Here is a 17,659-nt window from a genome sequence, read left to right as displayed (position 1 = left end):
GCTCAGAACCCCCTCGTCGGGCGGTCCATGATCCGCCGGCCCATCAGGCTTGCGGTCAGGTCAACCAAAAGCGTGGCGGTGCGGCCGCGCTCGTCAAGAAATGGGTTGAGCTCGACCAGGTCGAGACTGGTGACGAGGCCGCTGTCATGTAGCATTTCCATCGCCAGATGCGCCTCGCGGAAGGTGGCGCCGCCGGGAACGGTGGTGCCCACCGCCGGGGCGATCGACGGGTCGAGAAAATCGACGTCGAGGCTGACATGGAGCATGCCATTGGCGGCGCTCACCCGTTCGAGAAAGGCGCGAAGCAGTTGCGCTATGCCGTGCTCGTCGATCGAACGCATGTCGTGGACCGTCACGCCGGCTCTGCGCAATGCATCCCGTTCCGCCAGGTCCACGCTGCGGATCCCCAGCGCGCATATGCAAGCCGGCTCCACCTGTGCTGCAAGCCGGGGGAAATAGCCCTCGAAGCCGGGCTGCCCGCTGGCATAGGCCAGCGGCACGCCATGCAGATTGCCGCTGGTCGTCGTGTCGAGCGTATGAAAATCGGGGTGGGCGTCGAGCCACAGCACGAAGAGCGGCCGACCGGCATTCGCCGCGCGGCGGGCTATGCCGGCGAGCGTGCCGGCCGAAATGCTGTGGTCGCCGCCGAGAAAGATCGGCATCGCATCGGCGCTTGCGGCATAGGCAGTTTCGCTGATCGCTGCCGTCCAGGCGGCGATTTCCGGCAGCGCCTTCACCGCCGCGTTGCCGTGTACGACAGGGCGCATATCGGCAGGGACAATCGTTCCGAGGTCGGTCAGCGTATGGCCAAGCTCGGTCAGCGCGCCGGCCAGACCTGCCGTGCGAAGCGCGCTCGGCCCCATCTCGCAGCCCATGCGGCCTGAGCCGGCCTGGATCGGCGCCCCAACGATCGTGCAATGCATTTGTCATACCCCGCCAATTACGATGGCTTTATTGAAGCCGGCATCGCTGGCAGAATGAACATGTCAAATTGGCAAATTTGTCGAAGTGCCTTACCATAGCGGCAGCATCTACTTCCGTTGTGAGCAAACATGGACCGTCTCGATGAGCAGATCATCACCTCTTTGCGGCACGACGCCCGGCGCAGCATTTCCGACCTTGCCGTTAGCCTGGGTGTCTCCCGGGCAACGGTAAGGTCCCGGATCGAGCGACTTGAAAGAGACGGCGTCATCGTCGGCTACACCGTCATTCTACGCGCCGACGCGGTCGATCAGCGGGTGCGTGGCATCATGATGATCGAGATCGAGGGCCATGCCGCCGATCGCGTCATCCGGGCGCTGGGCGGCTTCTCCGAGGTCTCGACCATCCACACCACCAATGGCCGGTGGGACCTGGTGATAGAACTCGGAACCCAGACGCTGAGCGAGTTCGATGCGGTGCTGAGACGTATCCGGCTGATTCCCGGAATTACCGGCAGCGAAACAAGCCTGCTCCTGGCAACGCCGCGCACCACCAAGGCGCGGCTGTGATCTTCGCCCTTGACCTCCAGCGGCAATGAAATCCCAAGCCAGGGAACCTTCAATTGCCGCCGCGGTTAGAGCAATTCCAGGAAAAGTGTGAAACGGTTTTCCGTTCGGAATTGCGTCAAAACAAGAGTGATCGGTTCAGCGTTTCCCCCGATGAACCGTTCTAGGCTCGGACAGCCCTTCTTCGAGGGAGAACAATCATGGCTCACGCCCAGCAGGAACTGGTCGAATTCGTTATCAGCAAAGCGTTCAATCCGGTCATGCGGGCCAAACCAGACGGAAAATCCGATGCCGAACGCAAGACGCTCGAGCACGTCCAGCAAGCCACGAAGACCGAGATCGAGCGCTATCGCCATTACGGCTCGGCCGAGGAGGTCGCGACCAATTTCAAGCGCGACCTGAGCTCAGATGCCGCCAAAAAGTTGCACGCCCAGCTGCGGCGCCTGCATCTGCCGACGATCGAGGATATTCGCGACGAATTTGAGGACAAAGCCCGCAAGCTTGGGGTCAAGGCCTCGTCGTAGATCCGCGACCGGTCCTCGGTGACGTCCGTCAGGCTGTCATCACAAACCGTCCTTGGTCGGAGGCCACCCTGACCGAACCGTCTCGGGGATGTTGTCCGACGTCAGATCGCCCCGATTGAGCTTTTCAATCGCTTCATCGGCTTCGCTTTCGTCGAGACCGGAAAGCGGCAACCCGCCGACCACGACGGCTTCGTCGCTCTCGCTGTCATAGACCTCCCAGAGGCCTTCCGGATCCTGTCGTTTGTCGAACGGCATGGCACTCCCCAACACCGCTATTGTACGCCTGCCACCCATTTCAGGGCCTGGGCTTTTTCGTCCTCCGGGAACACCCGCGCCTCGATTTGCGGAAACAGCGCGTCCGTCATTTCCGTGGCTGCCTTGATCCACTGCTTGTTGGAAATCACGGCGGCACGTTTGAAGCGGTGGACCTCGCCAAGTTTGCTCAGGCCATACTGCAGGTCGCGCCGCAAGGCGCCAGCCGTCATGTCCTCGAAATCGGCAAGATCGGTCAGGACGCCGATGTCCTTGTGGTCGCTCAGTTTCGCTTCGATTGCCGGGATGACTTTGTCGTAGTCGTCCGCCGTCACGGTGCCGGTGACACGAAAGGCGGCGACATTCTGGGGAGCGGCAATCATCTCGATCATTTTTTCCTCCGGTCTCTGACTTGCTGCCTGCCCGAAACAAACTCGGGCCATTGGCGGATGTTCCCTGCCGGAGGCGTGCTTGGCTTCAACCTGACATGGTTAGAACGACGATCGGCCGGCCTCCCCGACCGGCCCTCGGATCGCCTGGGTGACGACGGTATAACGCGTGATTTGACCCTCCTCGGGGTCCTCCCCGTGGAAATGGATCGCTGCGTTCAGCGGCAGGTGGGCAGTGCTGCCAAACTGCTTGACGGCGGAGACATGCACGATCTGCACGTCGGGGTCGCGCTTCATGGCGTCCATCGCCGCAAGCTCGGCGCTGCTGCTGCCACCGATCCGCCAGCTGGCTTCCAGCACTCCCGATCGCCAGATGCCCGAGGAATCGACACCTTGGCCGATGTCGTAGTTGCGCCGTGAGGCAAAGAATCCGGGATAGCCATCCATCGCGGCGTCGTAGATCCTCGCCTGCGCCACAGCCAAACTTAGCGCCGGAGAAAGCTGCAGCCCGTCCAGCGCCTCCCATCCGCCGCGCACGACGACCAGATCGGATCCGCCGTAAACGGGCTGTCCGGCATTGTCGGCCGTCATTCGCTGCACGCCGTAATAGGCGACCGATGTTCCGTCGATCGCCGTTCTGCCAATGCTCAGCGTGACGATATCGCGAAGCTCCGTTTCGAGAACAAGGCCGTATTCCCTCAGGTCGGAGGATGGATATCGTTCCAGCAGCCTTTCGATGTCGGCAACGGTCGCGGCGGTGTGCTGGTCGCGGCCCCGCGAAGCGCGCGGTGGCTTGAACCGGACCAGCCCTAGCTGCAGCAGACGTTCCGCTGCGCGCAGCGCGTCATCGCGTGAAAATGCGGTATAGCCGGGCAGTACGGCCGCGCCGACGGCTCTGCCGAAGCCGGCTGGCCATTCTTTTGGCCGTGCCGCCGACCCGTCCACCAGCTCGTGGGTTATGGCCTTGGTGGTTGCGAGGCGCCAGGGCACCACACCGCCGAAGAGGTCGTCGGGCCCGTTTATGCCCAGTTGGAGCGCATCGACGGCAAGCAGGCTGTCGTCCGGCACGAAATACAGTCGGCGACCGTCACCGCCGCCCTCACTCAGGCCCTCGCGGAAGGCAAAGCCCTTCAACGCCGCAATCGTGCGCGCAACGGCAGCGACGGTTTCCCGCTCGTGGGTATAGATTGTCTCGCCGCCCGGCGCGGAGAATGCGACCACAACACCTTTCGCCCCGCTTGGTTGCTTACCGCTTAGCCCGGTCATGTCGCGCCCTTCGTCCATTGCCGAGCCCATTGCCGTTTCCGCGGCGATGCGTCCGAACCGAAAAACCCGCTTCCTCGGCGAATGTTCCGGCCAACGGCCGGCAATCCGGTTTGACCGGGGCGGCGACCGGAACATCGGCGGCTCGTAGCTGTTTATGAGGGAACGTCAGACAGGGAGATGGAGACCATGGCTTTCACTCTCAAAAGCTCTGCCTTTGCCGATGGCGACAAAATACCGCCGCGCTATTCCCGCGACGGCGGCAACGTCTCGCCACCATTGGAGTGGACGGACGCCCCGCAAGGAACCAAAAGCTTCGTCCTGGCCGTCGAGGACCCCGACGCCCCTTCAGGCACGTTCCGTCATTGGGCGGTCTACAACATCGACGCACAGCGCAACTTTCTTCCCGAAGGCACGACCGCCGGCGCCAAGACCGAGAGCCTCGGACACGGCGTCAACGATTTCGGCAATCCTCATTATGACGGCCCCCAGCCGCCGCCTGGGCATGGGCTCCACCATTACCATTTCCGGCTTCTTGCACTCGACGCCGAGACGCTTCATCTCGGCGAGAAGGCTGCCGTCGACGACGTGCTGAAACAGGCCGAGCCGCACGTCGTGGGAGAGGCCGAGCTCGTCGGCACGTTCGAACGGGCTTGAGGACGCCACGCCACCCCGTCGCCTGGTTCGGCACAAACGGAGAAGCATGATGGACAACAAATCAAACCCTGTCGACCAACCCATATCCGGCAAGAAAGCCAGCGGCAGCGACAAGGCCGAGGCACCGAAGGAAGCAGGCGATCAGGCACGGAAAGCCCAGGAGTGGGGCGGCGGCTCAAAGGCCTCGAAAGGCGCGATATCGCCGAAGGATCGCAAAAATCAAAACTCCAGCCAGCGCAGCTGATACCGGTCCGTCATCCGGCAATGCGTCTGAAGCGGCGGGCAAGGCCGGGCTGGAGGCACTGCGCTGCGCCTCACATCGCTAGCGGTTCATGTTCATGGTCGCATTCATCGGCATCAAATTGTGGTCGAGATTGGCCATGATCCAGATCGAGCCGCCGATCACCAGAACTACGATCAGCACGCCGAAGGCAAGCGCCAGGGCGTTGTTGGTGTTGTCCGGTCCCGTCGTGATGTGCAGGAAGAAGACGAGATGGACGCCCATCTGGGCGATCGCCAGCACGACCAGCGCCACCGGAATGCCGGGTGCCCATATCAGGTTGGTTCCGGGCAACCAGAACGAGGCGATGGTCAGCAGCGTTGCCAGCCCGAGGCCGATCACATAGCCGCGTAGCCCGGATCCGACCTCGGTGTCGCCGAGGTATTCGTCACCCGGCGCCGTATCGATGTCGTAGCGCTCCAGCCCATCGGTGTCGCGCCGTTGCGCGTGGCGATCGTCCGCATTGCTCATCGACTTGCTCCCAGGAGATAGACCACCGTGAACAGGGCGACCCAGATGATGTCGAGGGCGTGCCAGAACAGGCTGAAGCACATGAAACGCCGAAGAATATCGTCGCGGAATCCCTTGGCGAAGATCTGCGCCATCATCGTGAGCAGCCACAGCAGCCCCGCCGTGACGTGAAGGCCATGGCATCCAACCAGCGTGAAGAACGCCGACAGGAAAGCGCTGCGCGTCGGTCCGGCACCGCTGGCAACCATATGCGCGAACTCGCGCAACTCGAGCAGGATGAAGCTGGCGCCGAGCACGAAGGTGACAGCCATCGCGACATAGAACCAGGAGCTTCGCCGCGCTGTCACGGCGAGGCTGGCGAGACCGCAGGTGAAGCTCGACAACAGCAAAGCGGCCGTCTCGATCGCGACGTTGCGCAGGTCGAACAGCTCGGCTCCGCTTGGTCCGCCCGCCGTCTTGCCCGCCAGCACCGCATAGGCCGCGAAGAAGGCCGAGAACATCACGATGTCGCTCAGAAGGAAGATCCAGAAGCCGTAGCCCACGACGATCCGGATCGGTGCCGGGCCGCCGTCTCCGTGGCCGGGTGCATGGCCGTGCCCGCCATGGAGGCGGTAGGGGTCACGCTCTCGAACGTCGATCGCGGTCATGGCCTTGGCCCCGTGTAAGTGGCCAGCGCCTCGCGGCGCGCACTTCGGTTGGCGCGGTCGATCCGGGCGACTTCGGCGGCAGGAATGACGTATTCGGGGATGTCGCGCCACGCGAATACGACGAAGGTGGCCAAAGCACCGAGCGCGCCGAGCGCCACCATCCACCAGATGTGCCAGATGAGGGCAAAACCCATCACGGTCGCAAAGAAGGCGCAGATGAACCCGGTGGGACTGTTGCGGGGCATCTCGATCGGCTCGTAGTCAGGCTCGTCGCGCAGCCGGTTTTGCTCGCGTGCCCGCTGCTTGATGCTCCAGTAGGGCTCTTCGCCCTCGACATGCGGAAGCGCGGCGAAGTTGAAGACCGGCGGCGGCGAGGGCGTGGCCCATTCCAGCGAGCGGCCGTCCCAGGGATCTCCGGTGGCGTCGCGAAGCGCCGCGCGCTGCCGGATGCTGACGACGAGTTGTACGATCTGCGCGACCACGCCGGCGGTGGTGATCAACATGCCGACGCCGGCAACCAGCACCCACGGATGCCAGGCCGGCACGTCGAAATGCTGCATGCGGCGGGTCATGCCGAGCAGGCCGACAGTGTAGAGGGGCACGAAGGTGGCGTAGAACCCGATCAGCGTCAGCCAGAAGGCCAGCTTGCCCCAGCCCTCGTGCAGCCGGAAGCCGAATGCCTTGGGAAACCAGTAGGTATATCCCGCGAAGGCGCCGAACAGCACGCCGCCGATGATGACGTTGTGGAAATGCGCCACCAGGAACAGGCTGTTGTGGAGCAGGAAATCGGCTGGTGGCACCGCCAGCAACACACCCGTCATGCCGCCGATGACGAATGTCACCATAAAGCCCAGCGACCACAGCATTGGCGTCGCGAAGCGGATGCGGCCGCCATACATGGTGAACATCCAGTTATAGATCTTCACGCCGGTACCGACAGCGATGATGCTGGTGGCGATGCCGAACGCGGCGTTGACGTCGGCGCCGGCGCCCATCGTGAAGAAGTGGTGCACCCACACCATGAAGGAGACGATGCAGATGAAGAGCGTCGCGGCCACCATCGAGCGGTAGCCGAACAGCGGCTTGCTGGAGAAGGTGGAGATGACCTCCGAGAAGATGCCGAACGCCGGCAGGACGAGGATGTAGACCTCGGGATGGCCCCAGGCCCAGATCAGGTTCACGAACATCAGCATGTTGCCGCCAGCTTCATTGGTGAAGAAATGAAAGCCGAAATAGCGGTCGAGCGTCAGCATCGCGAGCGTGGCGGTGAGGATCGGGAAGGCGGCGACGATGAGCAGGCTGGCGGCAAGTGAGGTCCAGCAGAACATCGACATCCTGAGGTAACTCATGCCGGGCGACCGCATCTTCAGGATCGTGGTGACGAAATTGATCCCGGTGAGCAGCGTTCCGACGCCCGCTATCTGCACGGCCCACAGATAATAGTCGACGCCAACGCCCGGCGAATAGGCGGTCTCGCTGAGCGGCGGATAGGGAAGCCATCCGGTACGCGCGAATTCACCGATCACCAGCGAGATGTTGACCAGCAGCGCACCGGTGGCGGTGAGCCAGAAACTCACCGAGTTGAGCGTCGGAAAGGCAACGTCTCGGACGCCGAGCTGCAGCGGCACGACCAGGTTCATCAGGCCGATGACGAACGGCATCGCCCCGAAAAAGATCATGATGGTGCCGTGGGCGGAAAAGACCTGGTTGAAGTGGTCGGGCGGCAGATAGCCGGGCGCCTGGAAGGCGAGGGCCTGCTGCGACCGCATCATGACGGCGTCGCTGAAGCCGCGCAGCAGCATCAGCAGCGCCAGCAGCGTGTACATGACGCCAATCCGCTTGTGATCGACGCTGGTGATCCATTCGCGCCAGAGATAGGGGAAATGGCCGGCCAGGAAGACCCAGGCCAGCACGCCGAGGATTGCCAGGGCGACGACCGCCGAGGCGATCATCGGCAGAGGCTGATCGAACGGAATGACGTCCCAGCTCAATTTTCCGAGCATTGTCAGCCTCCTGCCTTGGGCGATACGCTCGGCCCGGGGCGACCGGCCTGGGGGCCGGGCGCGGGTGGAACGCCCTGCGTCGCGATTTCGTGGAAAAGGTCCGGCTCGACCGAGCGATAGGTCGAAGGCGGCACGTCGATGCTCTGTCTGGCCAGTTCCTGGTAGCTGGCCTTGTCGAGTGCCTGTCCCTGGCTTCGCGCCGAATTGACGAACGCCTCGAAGGCATCGGCCGCGACGGCATGCAGCACGAATTGCATGCCTGGAAAACCGTCACCGCTGAAATGGGCCGACCGCCCATAGAATTCGCCCGGCTGATCCGCCTGCAGGTGAAGCTGCGTCGTCATGCCGTTCATCGTGTAGATCATGCCGCCGAGCTGAGGCACGAAGAACGCATTCATGACGCTTGCCGAGGTAAGCGAGAAATGCACCGGCCTGCCCGCCGGCACCACAAGCTGGTTGATGCTCGCGACATTCTGCTCGGGGTAGATGAACAGCCATTTCCAGTCGAGCGAGACGACCTGCACCTCAAACGGCCTTTGCTGGGAATCCAACGGCTTCATTGGGTCGAGGTCATGCGATCCGATCCAGATGATGCCGCTCAGAAACAGGATGACGAGGATGGGGATCGACCAGACTACCAGTTCGATGCGTCCGGAATAGGCCCATTCCGGCAGGTACCGCGCTCTTGTGTTGGTTTCCCGGAACCACCAGGCAAAGCCGAGCGTCGCCACGATCGTCGGGATGACGATGGCCAGCATGATAGCGACCGAATTGAGCAGGATCGTCCGCTGCGCCGCCCCCACCGGCCCTTGCGGATCGAGCACGCCGCCCTGGCAGCCGGCAAGCAGCGCGGCAACAAGCATCGTCGCGCCGACGCGGCCAACACGGATGGCGGCACAATTTCGAACGATCGCCCTCAGCAGCATGACATCTCGCCGTTTCCTGAAAACCGATGGAACGTTGCAGGCAGCGTGGCTGCCAACCCCCGAATGTGCGCGCCGGTGTGCTCCTGGCGACAGTTTCTTCACGCACGGGGCTCCGGCTGGCAGAACCACACGCGGCGGACGTCATCGTTAAGCGGTCAACCTGTCGAGAACCCTCCAAATCCTAAAAACCAGCGGCAAATCCCAAGCAACCAGAGCCAAATCCTAAGAAATCAGAAACAGTGCCCAGATCGAAGTTATCGCCAGAAACGTGGCGAATGCCAAGGCGGTAAACCGGTTCATGGCCCCGCCCACGGTTGGTCCATTTAGTCCGCTCCCTGCGACGTGGCTGCTGATTCCAATGATGCTGCTCAAGATGGTTGCGCCAACCGAACGAATGTTCGTCGCGAAAGTTCCAAAAAGCCAGATCCGTCGCAGCCTTTGGTTGCAGGCCGGCGGCAACGCGATGCGCACCAGGGATGGTTGGGCGGCTTTCTCGCCAAGCGGAAGCGAGGACTGGCTTTGCGTATGTAAAAACTACTTGTCTAGGTGAAAATAGTTGCTACTAATCGGCTGGGCCGGCGCATGGCCGCCTCTGGGAGGAATTTCGGCATGACAAGACTGCGGGGCCTCGCGTGGGATCACCGACGCTGCTGGGGTCCGCTCGACGCCAGCATCGGGCCGTATTGTGCCGCCAATCCCGGTCTTGAGATCGAATGGGACCGCCGCAGCCTCTATGAGTTCGGCGAGGGCGCGCTTGGTCCGGTGCTCGGCGCCTATGACCTTGTCGTGTTCGACCATCCGTTCATCGGCGATATTGCCGAAGGCGGGCTGATGGTGCCGTTCGATTTGTCGGCCGAGCAGCGCCACGGCTTCGAACGGGATTCGGTCGGCGCATCCTGGCAATCCTACGCAAGGGACGGGCTTCAATGGGCGTTGCCGATCGACGCCGCCTGTCAGGTTGCCTCGTATCGCCCCGATCTCCTGGAGCGCTACGGACCGCTGCCGCGCAGCCATGACGAGGTGCTGGAGCTCGGCCGGCGCGCCTTGAAGGACGGCAAATGGCTTGGGCTGCCGTTGGTGCCGACTGACGCCATGTGCCTGCTTTTGACGCTCGGTGGGCCCCGGGAAGACGGCGACGGGTTCATCGCCGGGGAAAAAATCGAGCGGGCCGTCGGGCAATTGCGCCAGCTTGCGGCGCTGTCGCATCCGAACTCGCCGAAATGGAACCCGATCCGTTGCTACGATCACATGATTGCGCATGACGACGTGGTCTACGTGCCGTTCGCCTTCGGCTACGTGAACTACGCCTCCAGGGCAGACAGGCCGTATCTGCGCTTCGCCGACGTGCCGACGCCGCGATCCGCCGGCGCCTTGCTCGGCGGCGCCGGCATCGGCGTCAGCGCCCAATCGAAACACAAGCAGGCAGCCATCGATTACGCGCTATTTCTGTGCTCGCCCGGCTATCAGCGCGGCGACTATGTGAAATCCGGCGGACAGCCGGGGTCGCTGGCGGCGTGGCAGGATACCGAGGTCAACGCGCTCTCGGGCGGCTTCTTCGCCTCGACGCTGGCGACGATCGAAGCCTCTTATCTGCGCCCGACCCATCCGGGCTTCATCAGCTTCTTCCGCCAATGCGCCCCTCATGCCGCGGCGGCGATCGCCGGCGAATTGCAGGCGGCCGAGCTCGCGGATCGGCTGAACCGGCTCTATCGCGAGACCAGGCATGGCCAGCCGCAACGGAGCGTCGCGTAATGGCCGCCGATATTGCCCAGATCGTCGACGAAGGCGAAAGCGGCCGCAACGGCTATCGGGTGCCCGCTGTGGAGAAGGCGCTCGACATACTGGAATTCATGGCTGCCAGCGGCGAGCCGCTGACCCAGACCGAGATCGCCACCGGAATGGGGCGCTCCATTCACGAGATCTACCGCATCCTGCTGCTGCTGGAGAAGCGCGGCTACATTTTCCGGACGCAATCGGACCGCTTCCGCCTGTCGCTGAAGCTGTTCGAACTGGCGCATATGCATCCGCCGGTGAACCGCCTGGTCGAATGCGCGCTGCCGGTGATGCGCGGCCTCGCCGCCAATGCCGACCAGAGCTGCCATCTGGTCGTGCGCGAAGGCGAGAGCGCACTGGTCGTGCTGCAGATCGATTCGCCTTTGCCGATGCGTTATTCGGTTGCCCTTGGCTCGCATTTCCCGATCCTCGAAACGAGCTCCGGCGCGGTGCTGCTGGCGCATTCGAGCCGCGCCGAGCGCGACCGCATCGTCGAACGGATCGTCGCTGCAGGCGAAGGCCAAGGCAGCCGGGCGGAAATCGAAGCGCGGCTGAACGAAGTCGCAAGGCTCGGCTATGAAATGCGCGCCTCGCTGGCTGTCGAGGGCTGCACCAACATTTCGATGCCGGTGCGCGACCATACCGGCGCCGTCATTGCCGCGCTCACCGTCCCCTTCCTGCCGCAAAAGGCCGCCCGCTTCGATCGCAGCACTGTGTTCGAGCGGACGAAGGCGGCGGCCGAGGCGATATCGTCGGCGCTGGGCGCGGGCGAAGCTGCCGCCTCTTCACGTGCCGACCCGGAACGGCGGGACTATCCGTTCAGCAACTGACAAGAAATACAGGGAGAAGAAACATGAACTGGTCCAAATCGATGCTGTTTGCCTCGGCGGCGGTGCTTGCTCTGAGCGCCGCCGCGGCACACGCCGAAAACATGCCGAAGCGCATCGGCTACGTCACCAACTACGCCACGCATGAGTGGTATCAGAACGTCATCAAGGGCATGCAGTCCCGCGCCAAGGAACTCGGTATCGAGCTCGAGGTGCAGGACGCCAATCTGGACGTTGCCAAGGAGGTCTCCGCCGCCGAAGATTTCATGGCCAAGGGCGTCGACGTCCTGATCATCACGCCCGTCAACGAGGAAGGCGTCGTGCCGCTGCTGCGCCAGGCGAAATCCAACAACGTTCCGGTCGTGCTCGAAGGCAATCCGGTCAAGGGCATGACCACAATGGTCGCGATCTGCGACTACGACACCGGCTACACCGCCGGCGTCGAAGCCGGCAAATACGCCAAGGAAAAGCTCGAAGCCAAAGCCAAGGTGATGAATGTCGGCCTGCCGCTGCTGTCCGCCACCGTGCTGCGGTCGCAGGGTTTCATGGATGGCCTCAAGACCATCATCCCCGACGCGGTCATGGTCCACGACCTCGACGGCGGCGGCAATCCCGATCGCGCGCTCGAAGTCTCTTCGGCGGCTCTTGCCAAGAACGCCGACATCAACATCATCTACGGCATCAACGATTCCTCTTCGCTCGGCGGCCTTCAGGCCTGGAAAGCGGCCGGCAAGTCGCAGGACGGCCTCTTGACTGTCGGCACCGGCGGCGAAGGCCTCGCCTTCATCAATGCGATGCAGAACGAGCCGTCCTACCGCATCGAGGCCGCGATGTTCCCGGAAAAGGAAGGCTACACCGCCATCGATGCAGCGGTTAAGCTCTTCAATGGCGAAGAGGTGCCGGAACACATCGTCAGCCCGACCGCGCCGATGAACGGCGACGACTGGAAGAAGTTCTACGACTACGATGGCACCACACGCAAAATCAAATGGGATGCCGTCAATGCGCTTCAGCCACCGGAAAAATGCATGAAAACTTCCGCCGATCTGAAGAAGTAAGGATTCCGGGTAGCCCTTCCCGCACGGCGGGAAGGGCGGCGGATCGGATATGCCGAACGGCAAAACAGGGCAACCGTCCTGTTTTGGCCGGCAGTTTCCAGATGGCGACGGCACCGATACGGGCCCGGAAATGAAATGGACATGAGCGAGCTTACGCAATCCTCTGCGCCAAGGCGTTTCATCGGCGGCCAGCTGCTGGGCAGCAGCCAGCTGGTGCTCGGCGTGATCCTGGCCGTGCTCTGCATCGCCATCTCGATTGCCGCGCCGCAATTCTATTCCGAGGCCAACATCATCGCCATCCTGCGCCAATGCGCGCTGGTGCTGATCGTTGCCTCCGGCATGACGATGCTGATCATCACTGCGGAAGTCGACCTGTCGGTCGGTGCATCGCTGGCTTTTGTCGGCTGCATCGGCATGGCCGTGCTCAATTCAACGCACAGCCTGACGCTCGGGTTGCTGGCGGCGCTCGTCTTTTCAGGCGCGGTCGGCCTTTTCAACGGCCTCGTCGTCACCAGCCTCAAGGTGAACTCGCTGATCGCCACCATCGGCACCATGATGATGCTGCAGGGCGGCGTTTACCTGTTCACCCGCGAGGCGGTGCAGAACCACCACCGGCTTGCCGGCTTCACCGATCTCGGCGCTGGCTATATCGGCGCGATCCCGCTGCCCGTGGTCGTTGCCGCGGTGATTTTCGCGCTGGCCGCGGCAACGCTGCGCTTCACCACGCTCGGCCGTTATCTCTACGCTGTCGGCGCCAACGAGCGCGCGGTTCGTCTCTCCGGCGTGCGCTCGCAACGGCTGAAACTGTTCGCCTTCGTCGTCACCGGCCTGTGCGTCGGCGTCGCCGGCATGATCCTGTCGTCGCTGATGAATGCCGGCCAGCCGACCGCTGGCCGCGGCTTCGAGCTGACGGTGATTGCCGCCGTCATCCTCGGCGGCACCAGCCTGCTTGGCGGCCGCGGCTCGCTGCTTGGCACGTTGCTGGGCGTGCTGGTGCTGAAGGTCATCGACAACGGCATCATCATCCTCGGCTGGAACCAGGACCTGCAGATGGTGGTGCCCGGCATCGTCATCATCCTGGCGACCTATCTCGACATCGTGCGGAACAGAGCCAATGTCGGTTGATTTCCTTCACCCCGGCGAAACCGTGGCTGTCGACAAAAGCGTGCCGGCGCTGGAGATGCGCGGCATCGGCAAGCGTTTTCCCGGCGTGATGGCGCTGGACAATGTCGATCTGACCTTGGAACCCGGCAAAATCCATGCCCTGATGGGCGAGAACGGCGCCGGCAAGTCGACGCTGATCAAGATCATGGCCGGGGTCTACGGCAAGGATGCCGGCACCATCCGCCTGCGCGGCCGCGAGGCCGACATCAAGTCGCCGCGCGATAGCCTGAAAGAGGGCATCAAGGTGGTGTTCCAGGAGATCGCGCTGATCGCCGAATTCAGCGTCGCCGAAAACATCTTCCTCGAAGGCTATCCGACCGGCAAAGGCGGCTCGATCGACTGGAAGAAGATCCGTGCCGATGCGGCCGCTCTGTTCAAGCGTATCGGCTTCAACGTCGACCCGGCGGCGCGCACGGGATCGCTGCCGGTCAGCCAGCAGCAGATGGTCGAGATCGCCCGCGCACTCGCCCATGAGGCCCGCGTCGTGGTGATGGACGAGCCGACCTCCTCGCTGACGCCTAACGAGGTCTCGCTGCTGTTCACCGTCATCCGCCGGCTGGCCGCGCTGGGCATCGCGGTGCTCTATGTCAGCCACAAGCTCGACGAGGTCTTCGAGATCGCCGACACCGTGACCGTGCTGCGCGACGGCCGCCACGTCTCGACCAGGCCGATCGGCCAACATACCAACGACACGCTGATCCAGGACATGATCGGCCGGCGCATCGAAAACCTGTTCCCGCGCAAGCGCGGCGCGCCGGGCAGCAAGGTCGCGCTTTCCGTTGAAGGACTCAGCACCGCCAAGAAGCTGAAGGATGTGTCGTTCGAGGCGCATGCCGGCGAAGTCCTCGGCTTCTTCGGCCTGATGGGCGCCGGCCGGACCGAGCTCGCCAAGGCCATCGTCGGCTACGACCCGATCACTTCCGGCGCCATTTCGGTCGATGGCAGCCGGCTGCTGCCGCACGAAACGCACACCGGCGTCCGGCTCGGCATCGGCCTGCTCACCGAGGACCGCAAGAGCGAGGGGCTGATGGGCGAGTTGCCGGTCTACCAGAATGCCAGCCTCGCCTCACTCGGCGCCTTCGCCAGAATGGGCTTCGTCGACAAGGTCAGCGAACGCAAGGCGGTGCAGGACTATGTCGACCGTTTCCGCATCCGGACGCCCAGCCTGTTCCAGCAGGTCAAGAACCTGTCCGGCGGCAATCAGCAGAAAGTGCTGATCTCGCGCTGGCTGATGCGAGGCTTGAAGGTGATCGTCGTCGACGAGCCGACCCGCGGCATCGACGTCGGCGCCAAGTCGGAGATTTTTGCGCTCATCGACCGGCTCGCCGGCGAAGGCCTGGCGGTCGTCATGATGACGTCCGAAATGCCCGAGCTGCTGGGGCTTGCCGACCGCATCGCGGTGATGTGCGAAGGCCGCCTCACCGCGATCATGCCTCGCGACGAGGCCACGCAGGAGAACATCCTCAATGCGGCAATCGGCTAAGACGATGACGCTTCGCAAAGGGACCAAGCGATGAGCCTGGCAAGCACCGACACCATGAAAGCTGGGCCGTCCATGCTGGCGCGGCTCGTCGCGCGGCAGGAATTGGCATTGCTCCTCTGCCTCATCCTGGTGATCGCGTTCTTTTCCTTCACCGCCGAGAATTTCTTCTCCGTGCGCAACATCACCAATGTGCTCGGTCAGGCTTCGCTGGCGCTGACAGCCGGCATCGGCTGCGCCATCGTCTTCATATCAGGCGAGGTCGACATCTCGATCGGCTCGCTGCTGGCGACGATCGCACTGCCGCTGATCATCATCATGAACGACACGAATTCTCTGCTGCTCGGCATCAGCGGCGCGCTGCTGTTCGGGCTGATCATCGGCGTCGTGAATGGCTATCTGACGGCCTATGCCGGCATCAACTCGCTGATCGTGACCCTGGGCACGATGTTCATCATGCGCGGCGGCGTTTATCTCTATACCGGCCAGCGTGCTATTCCAGACGACGCCGCGCTCGACAGCTTCATCGCGCTGTCGGACGGCCGCCTGTTCAACGTCGTTCCCTATTCGGCTGTCATCGCCATCGTCCTGCTCGCCGTCTTCGCCTACGTGATGCAGCACCGGCCGTTCGGACGGCAGATCTATGCCGTCGGCGGCAATCCGGAAGTGGCACGGCTGGCGGGTTACGACGTGCGCCGCGTCAAGTTCACCTGCTTCATCATCAGCGCGCTGCTGGCGACGGTAGCCGGCATCATCCTGGCAGCCCGCGTCGGTTCGGCGCAGCATACGGCCGGGCTGAATTTCGAGTTCCAGGTCGTCGCCGCCACCGTGCTCGGCGGGGTGAGCCTTGCCGGCGGCATAGGCAGCCTGACCGGCATGGCGCTCGGCGTGCTGATCCTGCAGTTCCTGTCCAACGGGCTGCGCGGTCTCGGCCTGCCGACCGAGTGGCAACTGGTCATCACCGGCATGATCATCATTGCCGCCGTCGCCTTCGACGAAGCAAAGCGCCGGCGCGCCATTGGAGGCTGATATGGATCGTCTCAAAGGGAAAACCGCAATCGTCACCGGCGCCGCCGACGGCATCGGCCACGCGATCAGCGAGGCGATGGCAAGGGAAGGCGCGCACGTCTTCCTCGGCGACATCGCCGACGAGAAGGGTGAAAAATTCGCAGCCGAGCTGCGCGCCGCCGGCCACCGCGCCGACTACATCCATTGCGACGTGGCGGAGGAGGCCGACATCGCCGCCCTGATCGACGCAGCCGTCGGCAAGACCGGCCATCTTGATATTCTCGTCAACAATGCCGCCATCGCCATCGGCGGCATGCCGGTTCACGAAATGAGCGACGAGCAGTGGCACCGGCTGATCGCGGTCAACCTTACCAGCGTGTTCCGCGGCTGCAAATATGCGCTGCCACATATGATCGCGCAGAAATCGGGCTCGATCATCAACATGGCCTCGGCACAAGGGCATATCGGGCTCGACGGCTGGACCGCCTATGCCGGCGCCAAGGGTGCGGTGATGGCGATGACGCGCCAGATGGCGGTCGAGTTCGGCCCGCTCAACATCCGCGTCAACTCGATCTCGCCCGGCACCATCAACACGCCGATGAACGACAAATTGGTCAAGGAGATCGGCGGCAATCTCGCCAAGGCCTGGGTCAAGATGCATCCGCTCGGCCGCATCGGCAAACCGTCCGAGGTGGCCGAAGCCGCCGTCTATCTGGCCTCCGACGCCGCCGGCTTCACCACCGGTACCGACCTGCGCGTCGACGGCGGCCTCACCGCGGCACCCCGCTACGTACCCGACCTGCTTTGACAACCAACGAGACATGAAATGAACAAAGCCCTCGAAGGCGTCCGCATTCTCGATTTCAGCCATCTGCTGCAAGGGCCGTTCGCCACGCAACTGCTCGGCGACATGGGCGCCGACATCATCAAGATCGAGCGTGCCGGCGCCGGCGACATGTTCCGCGGCATGACCTTCTTCGCCAAATGGGTCGGCGGCTCCGAAAGCCCGAATTTCCTCGCCTGGAACCGCAACAAGCGCTCCATCGCGCTCAACCTGAAAAGTCGCAAGGTGCATGCCATCATCATGGACATGGCTGAGAAGGCCGATGTGGTGGTGCAGAATTTCCGCCCCGGCGTGCTCGCCAGGCTCGGCTATGGCTACGAGGATTTCAGGGCGGTCAATCCCGCCATTATCTATTGCTCGGGCTCCGGCTATGGCGAGGAAGGCCCCTATGTCGAGCGCCCCGGCCAGGACATGCTGATCCAGGGGCTGTCCGGGTTGATCTCCAACACCGGCCGCGGCGATCAGGCTCCTGTTCCGGCCGGTGCCGGCCTGGCCGACCAGATCGGCGCCATGAACATGGTCTAGGTCGTGTGGACACTTATCTGATCCAGAGGACGGTTGCGGCGATGGTGACGATGGCGAGGTAGTTTCGGGCTGTCTTCTCGA

The 17,659-nt window shown here is 63.2% G+C and carries 21 protein-coding genes; 13 read left to right on the top strand and 8 right to left on the bottom strand.

What is annotated here, in order from left to right; translation table 11 throughout:
- Positions 1–2: 2 nt before the first annotated feature.
- Complete coding sequence (rocF, locus tag NKH60_RS17895) at positions 3–923, bottom strand: arginase (RefSeq protein WP_352473047.1); 921 nt, start codon at positions 921–923, stop codon at positions 3–5.
- Between the two features lie 129 nt (positions 924–1,052).
- Here rocF and NKH60_RS17890 point away from each other — a divergent pair, with 129 nt between their 5' ends.
- Positions 1,053–1,490: an Lrp/AsnC family transcriptional regulator gene (locus tag NKH60_RS17890; RefSeq protein ID WP_352449541.1), complete on the top strand. Its 438-nt coding sequence runs from the start codon at positions 1,053–1,055 to the stop codon at positions 1,488–1,490.
- A 197-nt stretch (positions 1,491–1,687) separates the two neighbouring features.
- Positions 1,688–2,011: a hypothetical protein gene (locus NKH60_RS17885; RefSeq protein WP_352539878.1), complete on the top strand. Its 324-nt coding sequence runs from the start codon at positions 1,688–1,690 to the stop codon at positions 2,009–2,011.
- A 39-nt stretch (positions 2,012–2,050) separates the two neighbouring features.
- Here the strand turns inward: NKH60_RS17885 and NKH60_RS17880 are convergent, their stop codons facing one another.
- From NKH60_RS17880 to NKH60_RS17870, 3 genes are all read right to left on the bottom strand, one after another.
- Positions 2,051–2,266 (bottom strand): hypothetical protein, encoded by a 216-nt coding sequence (locus NKH60_RS17880; protein WP_352473044.1) that lies wholly within the window; start codon positions 2,264–2,266, stop codon positions 2,051–2,053.
- A gap of 17 nt (positions 2,267–2,283) precedes the next feature.
- Entirely contained in the window at positions 2,284–2,655 is a 372-nt protein-coding gene (locus tag NKH60_RS17875) for a SpoIIAA family protein (protein ID WP_352539879.1), read from the bottom strand.
- Between the two features lie 99 nt (positions 2,656–2,754).
- On the bottom strand, positions 2,755–3,936 hold the full coding sequence (locus tag NKH60_RS17870; protein ID WP_352836152.1) for a DUF3182 family protein: 1,182 nt from the start codon (positions 3,934–3,936) through the stop codon (positions 2,755–2,757).
- 168 nt (positions 3,937–4,104) lie between these two features.
- Between NKH60_RS17870 and NKH60_RS17865 the strand changes: the two genes are divergently transcribed.
- Positions 4,105–4,572, top strand: coding sequence for a YbhB/YbcL family Raf kinase inhibitor-like protein (locus NKH60_RS17865; RefSeq protein WP_352836149.1), 468 nt, complete (start codon positions 4,105–4,107; stop codon positions 4,570–4,572).
- A 46-nt stretch (positions 4,573–4,618) separates the two neighbouring features.
- Positions 4,619–4,816 carry a hypothetical protein gene (locus NKH60_RS17860; protein WP_352836147.1) on the top strand — a complete coding sequence of 66 codons (198 nt, stop codon included), beginning with the start codon at positions 4,619–4,621 and terminating at the stop codon, positions 4,814–4,816.
- Between the two features lie 78 nt (positions 4,817–4,894).
- Here the strand turns inward: NKH60_RS17860 and cyoD are convergent, their stop codons facing one another.
- From cyoD to cyoA, 4 genes are read right to left on the bottom strand one after another with little or no spacing between them, the layout of a single operon-like run.
- On the bottom strand, positions 4,895–5,323 hold the full coding sequence (gene cyoD, locus NKH60_RS17855; protein WP_352769325.1) for a cytochrome o ubiquinol oxidase subunit IV: 429 nt from the start codon (positions 5,321–5,323) through the stop codon (positions 4,895–4,897).
- Positions 5,320–5,970 carry a cytochrome o ubiquinol oxidase subunit III gene (cyoC, locus tag NKH60_RS17850; RefSeq protein ID WP_352449535.1) on the bottom strand — a complete coding sequence of 217 codons (651 nt, stop codon included), beginning with the start codon at positions 5,968–5,970 and terminating at the stop codon, positions 5,320–5,322. Before cyoC ends, cyoD begins: the two co-directional genes overlap by 4 nt.
- Positions 5,967–7,973, bottom strand: a complete 2,007-nt coding sequence (gene cyoB / locus NKH60_RS17845) for a cytochrome o ubiquinol oxidase subunit I (RefSeq protein WP_352836144.1) — start codon at positions 7,971–7,973, stop codon at positions 5,967–5,969. Before cyoB ends, cyoC begins: the two co-directional genes overlap by 4 nt.
- A 2-nt stretch (positions 7,974–7,975) precedes the next feature.
- A complete protein-coding gene (gene cyoA, locus NKH60_RS17840) occupies positions 7,976–8,899 on the bottom strand; it encodes a ubiquinol oxidase subunit II (RefSeq protein ID WP_352539884.1) in 924 nt (307 codons plus the stop codon).
- Positions 8,900–9,257: 358 nt separating this feature from the next.
- Between cyoA and NKH60_RS17835 the strand changes: the two genes are divergently transcribed.
- The 9 genes from NKH60_RS17835 to NKH60_RS17795 all read left to right on the top strand — a co-directional run bounded on the left by NKH60_RS17835 (position 9,258) and on the right by NKH60_RS17795 (position 17,578).
- Positions 9,258–9,449 carry a hypothetical protein gene (locus NKH60_RS17835; protein ID WP_352615129.1) on the top strand — a complete coding sequence of 64 codons (192 nt, stop codon included), beginning with the start codon at positions 9,258–9,260 and terminating at the stop codon, positions 9,447–9,449.
- A 59-nt stretch (positions 9,450–9,508) separates the two neighbouring features.
- A complete protein-coding gene (locus NKH60_RS17830; RefSeq protein ID WP_352615127.1) occupies positions 9,509–10,651 on the top strand; it encodes an ABC transporter substrate-binding protein in 1,143 nt (380 codons plus the stop codon).
- The gene (locus tag NKH60_RS17825; RefSeq protein WP_352615125.1) at positions 10,651–11,502 is read left to right on the top strand and encodes an IclR family transcriptional regulator; all 852 of its coding nucleotides are present in this window, start codon (positions 10,651–10,653) and stop codon (positions 11,500–11,502) included. The genes NKH60_RS17830 and NKH60_RS17825 overlap by 1 nt, the downstream gene beginning before the upstream one ends.
- Before the next feature lie 23 nt (positions 11,503–11,525).
- Positions 11,526–12,557 carry a sugar ABC transporter substrate-binding protein gene (locus NKH60_RS17820; protein WP_352473034.1) on the top strand — a complete coding sequence of 344 codons (1,032 nt, stop codon included), beginning with the start codon at positions 11,526–11,528 and terminating at the stop codon, positions 12,555–12,557.
- Between the two features lie 141 nt (positions 12,558–12,698).
- Entirely contained in the window at positions 12,699–13,682 is a 984-nt protein-coding gene (locus tag NKH60_RS17815) for an ABC transporter permease (protein WP_352539886.1), read from the top strand.
- Positions 13,672–15,204 carry a sugar ABC transporter ATP-binding protein gene (locus NKH60_RS17810; RefSeq protein ID WP_352615123.1) on the top strand — a complete coding sequence of 511 codons (1,533 nt, stop codon included), beginning with the start codon at positions 13,672–13,674 and terminating at the stop codon, positions 15,202–15,204. Before NKH60_RS17815 ends, NKH60_RS17810 begins: the two co-directional genes overlap by 11 nt.
- 30 nt (positions 15,205–15,234) lie before the next feature.
- The gene (locus NKH60_RS17805) at positions 15,235–16,230 is read left to right on the top strand and encodes an ABC transporter permease (protein WP_352501149.1); all 996 of its coding nucleotides are present in this window, start codon (positions 15,235–15,237) and stop codon (positions 16,228–16,230) included.
- A gap of 1 nt (position 16,231) precedes the next feature.
- Positions 16,232–17,017: an SDR family NAD(P)-dependent oxidoreductase gene (locus tag NKH60_RS17800; RefSeq protein WP_023677038.1), complete on the top strand. Its 786-nt coding sequence runs from the start codon at positions 16,232–16,234 to the stop codon at positions 17,015–17,017.
- 18 nt (positions 17,018–17,035) lie between these two features.
- Positions 17,036–17,578 (top strand): CaiB/BaiF CoA transferase family protein, encoded by a 543-nt coding sequence (locus NKH60_RS17795; protein ID WP_352872824.1) that lies wholly within the window; start codon positions 17,036–17,038, stop codon positions 17,576–17,578.
- The last annotated feature ends 81 nt before the right edge of the window (positions 17,579–17,659 follow it).

Origin of the sequence: Mesorhizobium sp. M1006 (assembly GCF_040318825.1) — a bacterium.
GTDB lineage: Bacteria > Pseudomonadota > Alphaproteobacteria > Rhizobiales > Rhizobiaceae > Mesorhizobium.
Note: the sequence above shows the minus strand (reverse complement) of the source record. Positions and strands in the feature narration are given on the sequence as shown.

What these genes read in the sequence shown, in the direction of transcription:
- NKH60_RS17835 (WP_352615129.1), top strand. Translation starts at nt 9,258, where the DNA reads ATGATGCTGCTCAAGATGGTTGCGCCAACCGAACGAATGTTCGTCGCG.
- NKH60_RS17875 (WP_352539879.1), bottom strand. Translation starts at nt 2,655, where the DNA reads ATGATCGAGATGATTGCCGCTCCCCAGAATGTCGCCGCCTTTCGTGTC.
- NKH60_RS17885 (WP_352539878.1), top strand. Translation starts at nt 1,688, where the DNA reads ATGGCTCACGCCCAGCAGGAACTGGTCGAATTCGTTATCAGCAAAGCG.
- NKH60_RS17860 (WP_352836147.1), top strand. Translation starts at nt 4,619, where the DNA reads ATGATGGACAACAAATCAAACCCTGTCGACCAACCCATATCCGGCAAG.
- NKH60_RS17865 (WP_352836149.1), top strand. Translation starts at nt 4,105, where the DNA reads ATGGCTTTCACTCTCAAAAGCTCTGCCTTTGCCGATGGCGACAAAATA.
- cyoB (WP_352836144.1), bottom strand. Translation starts at nt 7,973, where the DNA reads ATGCTCGGAAAATTGAGCTGGGACGTCATTCCGTTCGATCAGCCTCTG.
- NKH60_RS17825 (WP_352615125.1), top strand. Translation starts at nt 10,651, where the DNA reads ATGGCCGCCGATATTGCCCAGATCGTCGACGAAGGCGAAAGCGGCCGC.
- NKH60_RS17810 (WP_352615123.1), top strand. Translation starts at nt 13,672, where the DNA reads ATGTCGGTTGATTTCCTTCACCCCGGCGAAACCGTGGCTGTCGACAAA.
- NKH60_RS17805 (WP_352501149.1), top strand. Translation starts at nt 15,235, where the DNA reads ATGAGCCTGGCAAGCACCGACACCATGAAAGCTGGGCCGTCCATGCTG.
- NKH60_RS17795 (WP_352872824.1), top strand. Translation starts at nt 17,036, where the DNA reads ATGAACAAAGCCCTCGAAGGCGTCCGCATTCTCGATTTCAGCCATCTG.
- cyoD (WP_352769325.1), bottom strand. Translation starts at nt 5,323, where the DNA reads ATGAGCAATGCGGACGATCGCCACGCGCAACGGCGCGACACCGATGGG.
- NKH60_RS17890 (WP_352449541.1), top strand. Translation starts at nt 1,053, where the DNA reads ATGGACCGTCTCGATGAGCAGATCATCACCTCTTTGCGGCACGACGCC.
- cyoA (WP_352539884.1), bottom strand. Translation starts at nt 8,899, where the DNA reads ATGCTGCTGAGGGCGATCGTTCGAAATTGTGCCGCCATCCGTGTTGGC.
- NKH60_RS17815 (WP_352539886.1), top strand. Translation starts at nt 12,699, where the DNA reads ATGAGCGAGCTTACGCAATCCTCTGCGCCAAGGCGTTTCATCGGCGGC.
- NKH60_RS17820 (WP_352473034.1), top strand. Translation starts at nt 11,526, where the DNA reads ATGAACTGGTCCAAATCGATGCTGTTTGCCTCGGCGGCGGTGCTTGCT.
- NKH60_RS17830 (WP_352615127.1), top strand. Translation starts at nt 9,509, where the DNA reads ATGACAAGACTGCGGGGCCTCGCGTGGGATCACCGACGCTGCTGGGGT.
- NKH60_RS17870 (WP_352836152.1), bottom strand. Translation starts at nt 3,936, where the DNA reads ATGGACGAAGGGCGCGACATGACCGGGCTAAGCGGTAAGCAACCAAGC.
- rocF (WP_352473047.1), bottom strand. Translation starts at nt 923, where the DNA reads ATGCATTGCACGATCGTTGGGGCGCCGATCCAGGCCGGCTCAGGCCGC.
- cyoC (WP_352449535.1), bottom strand. Translation starts at nt 5,970, where the DNA reads ATGACCGCGATCGACGTTCGAGAGCGTGACCCCTACCGCCTCCATGGC.
- NKH60_RS17880 (WP_352473044.1), bottom strand. Translation starts at nt 2,266, where the DNA reads ATGCCGTTCGACAAACGACAGGATCCGGAAGGCCTCTGGGAGGTCTAT.
- NKH60_RS17800 (WP_023677038.1), top strand. Translation starts at nt 16,232, where the DNA reads ATGGATCGTCTCAAAGGGAAAACCGCAATCGTCACCGGCGCCGCCGAC.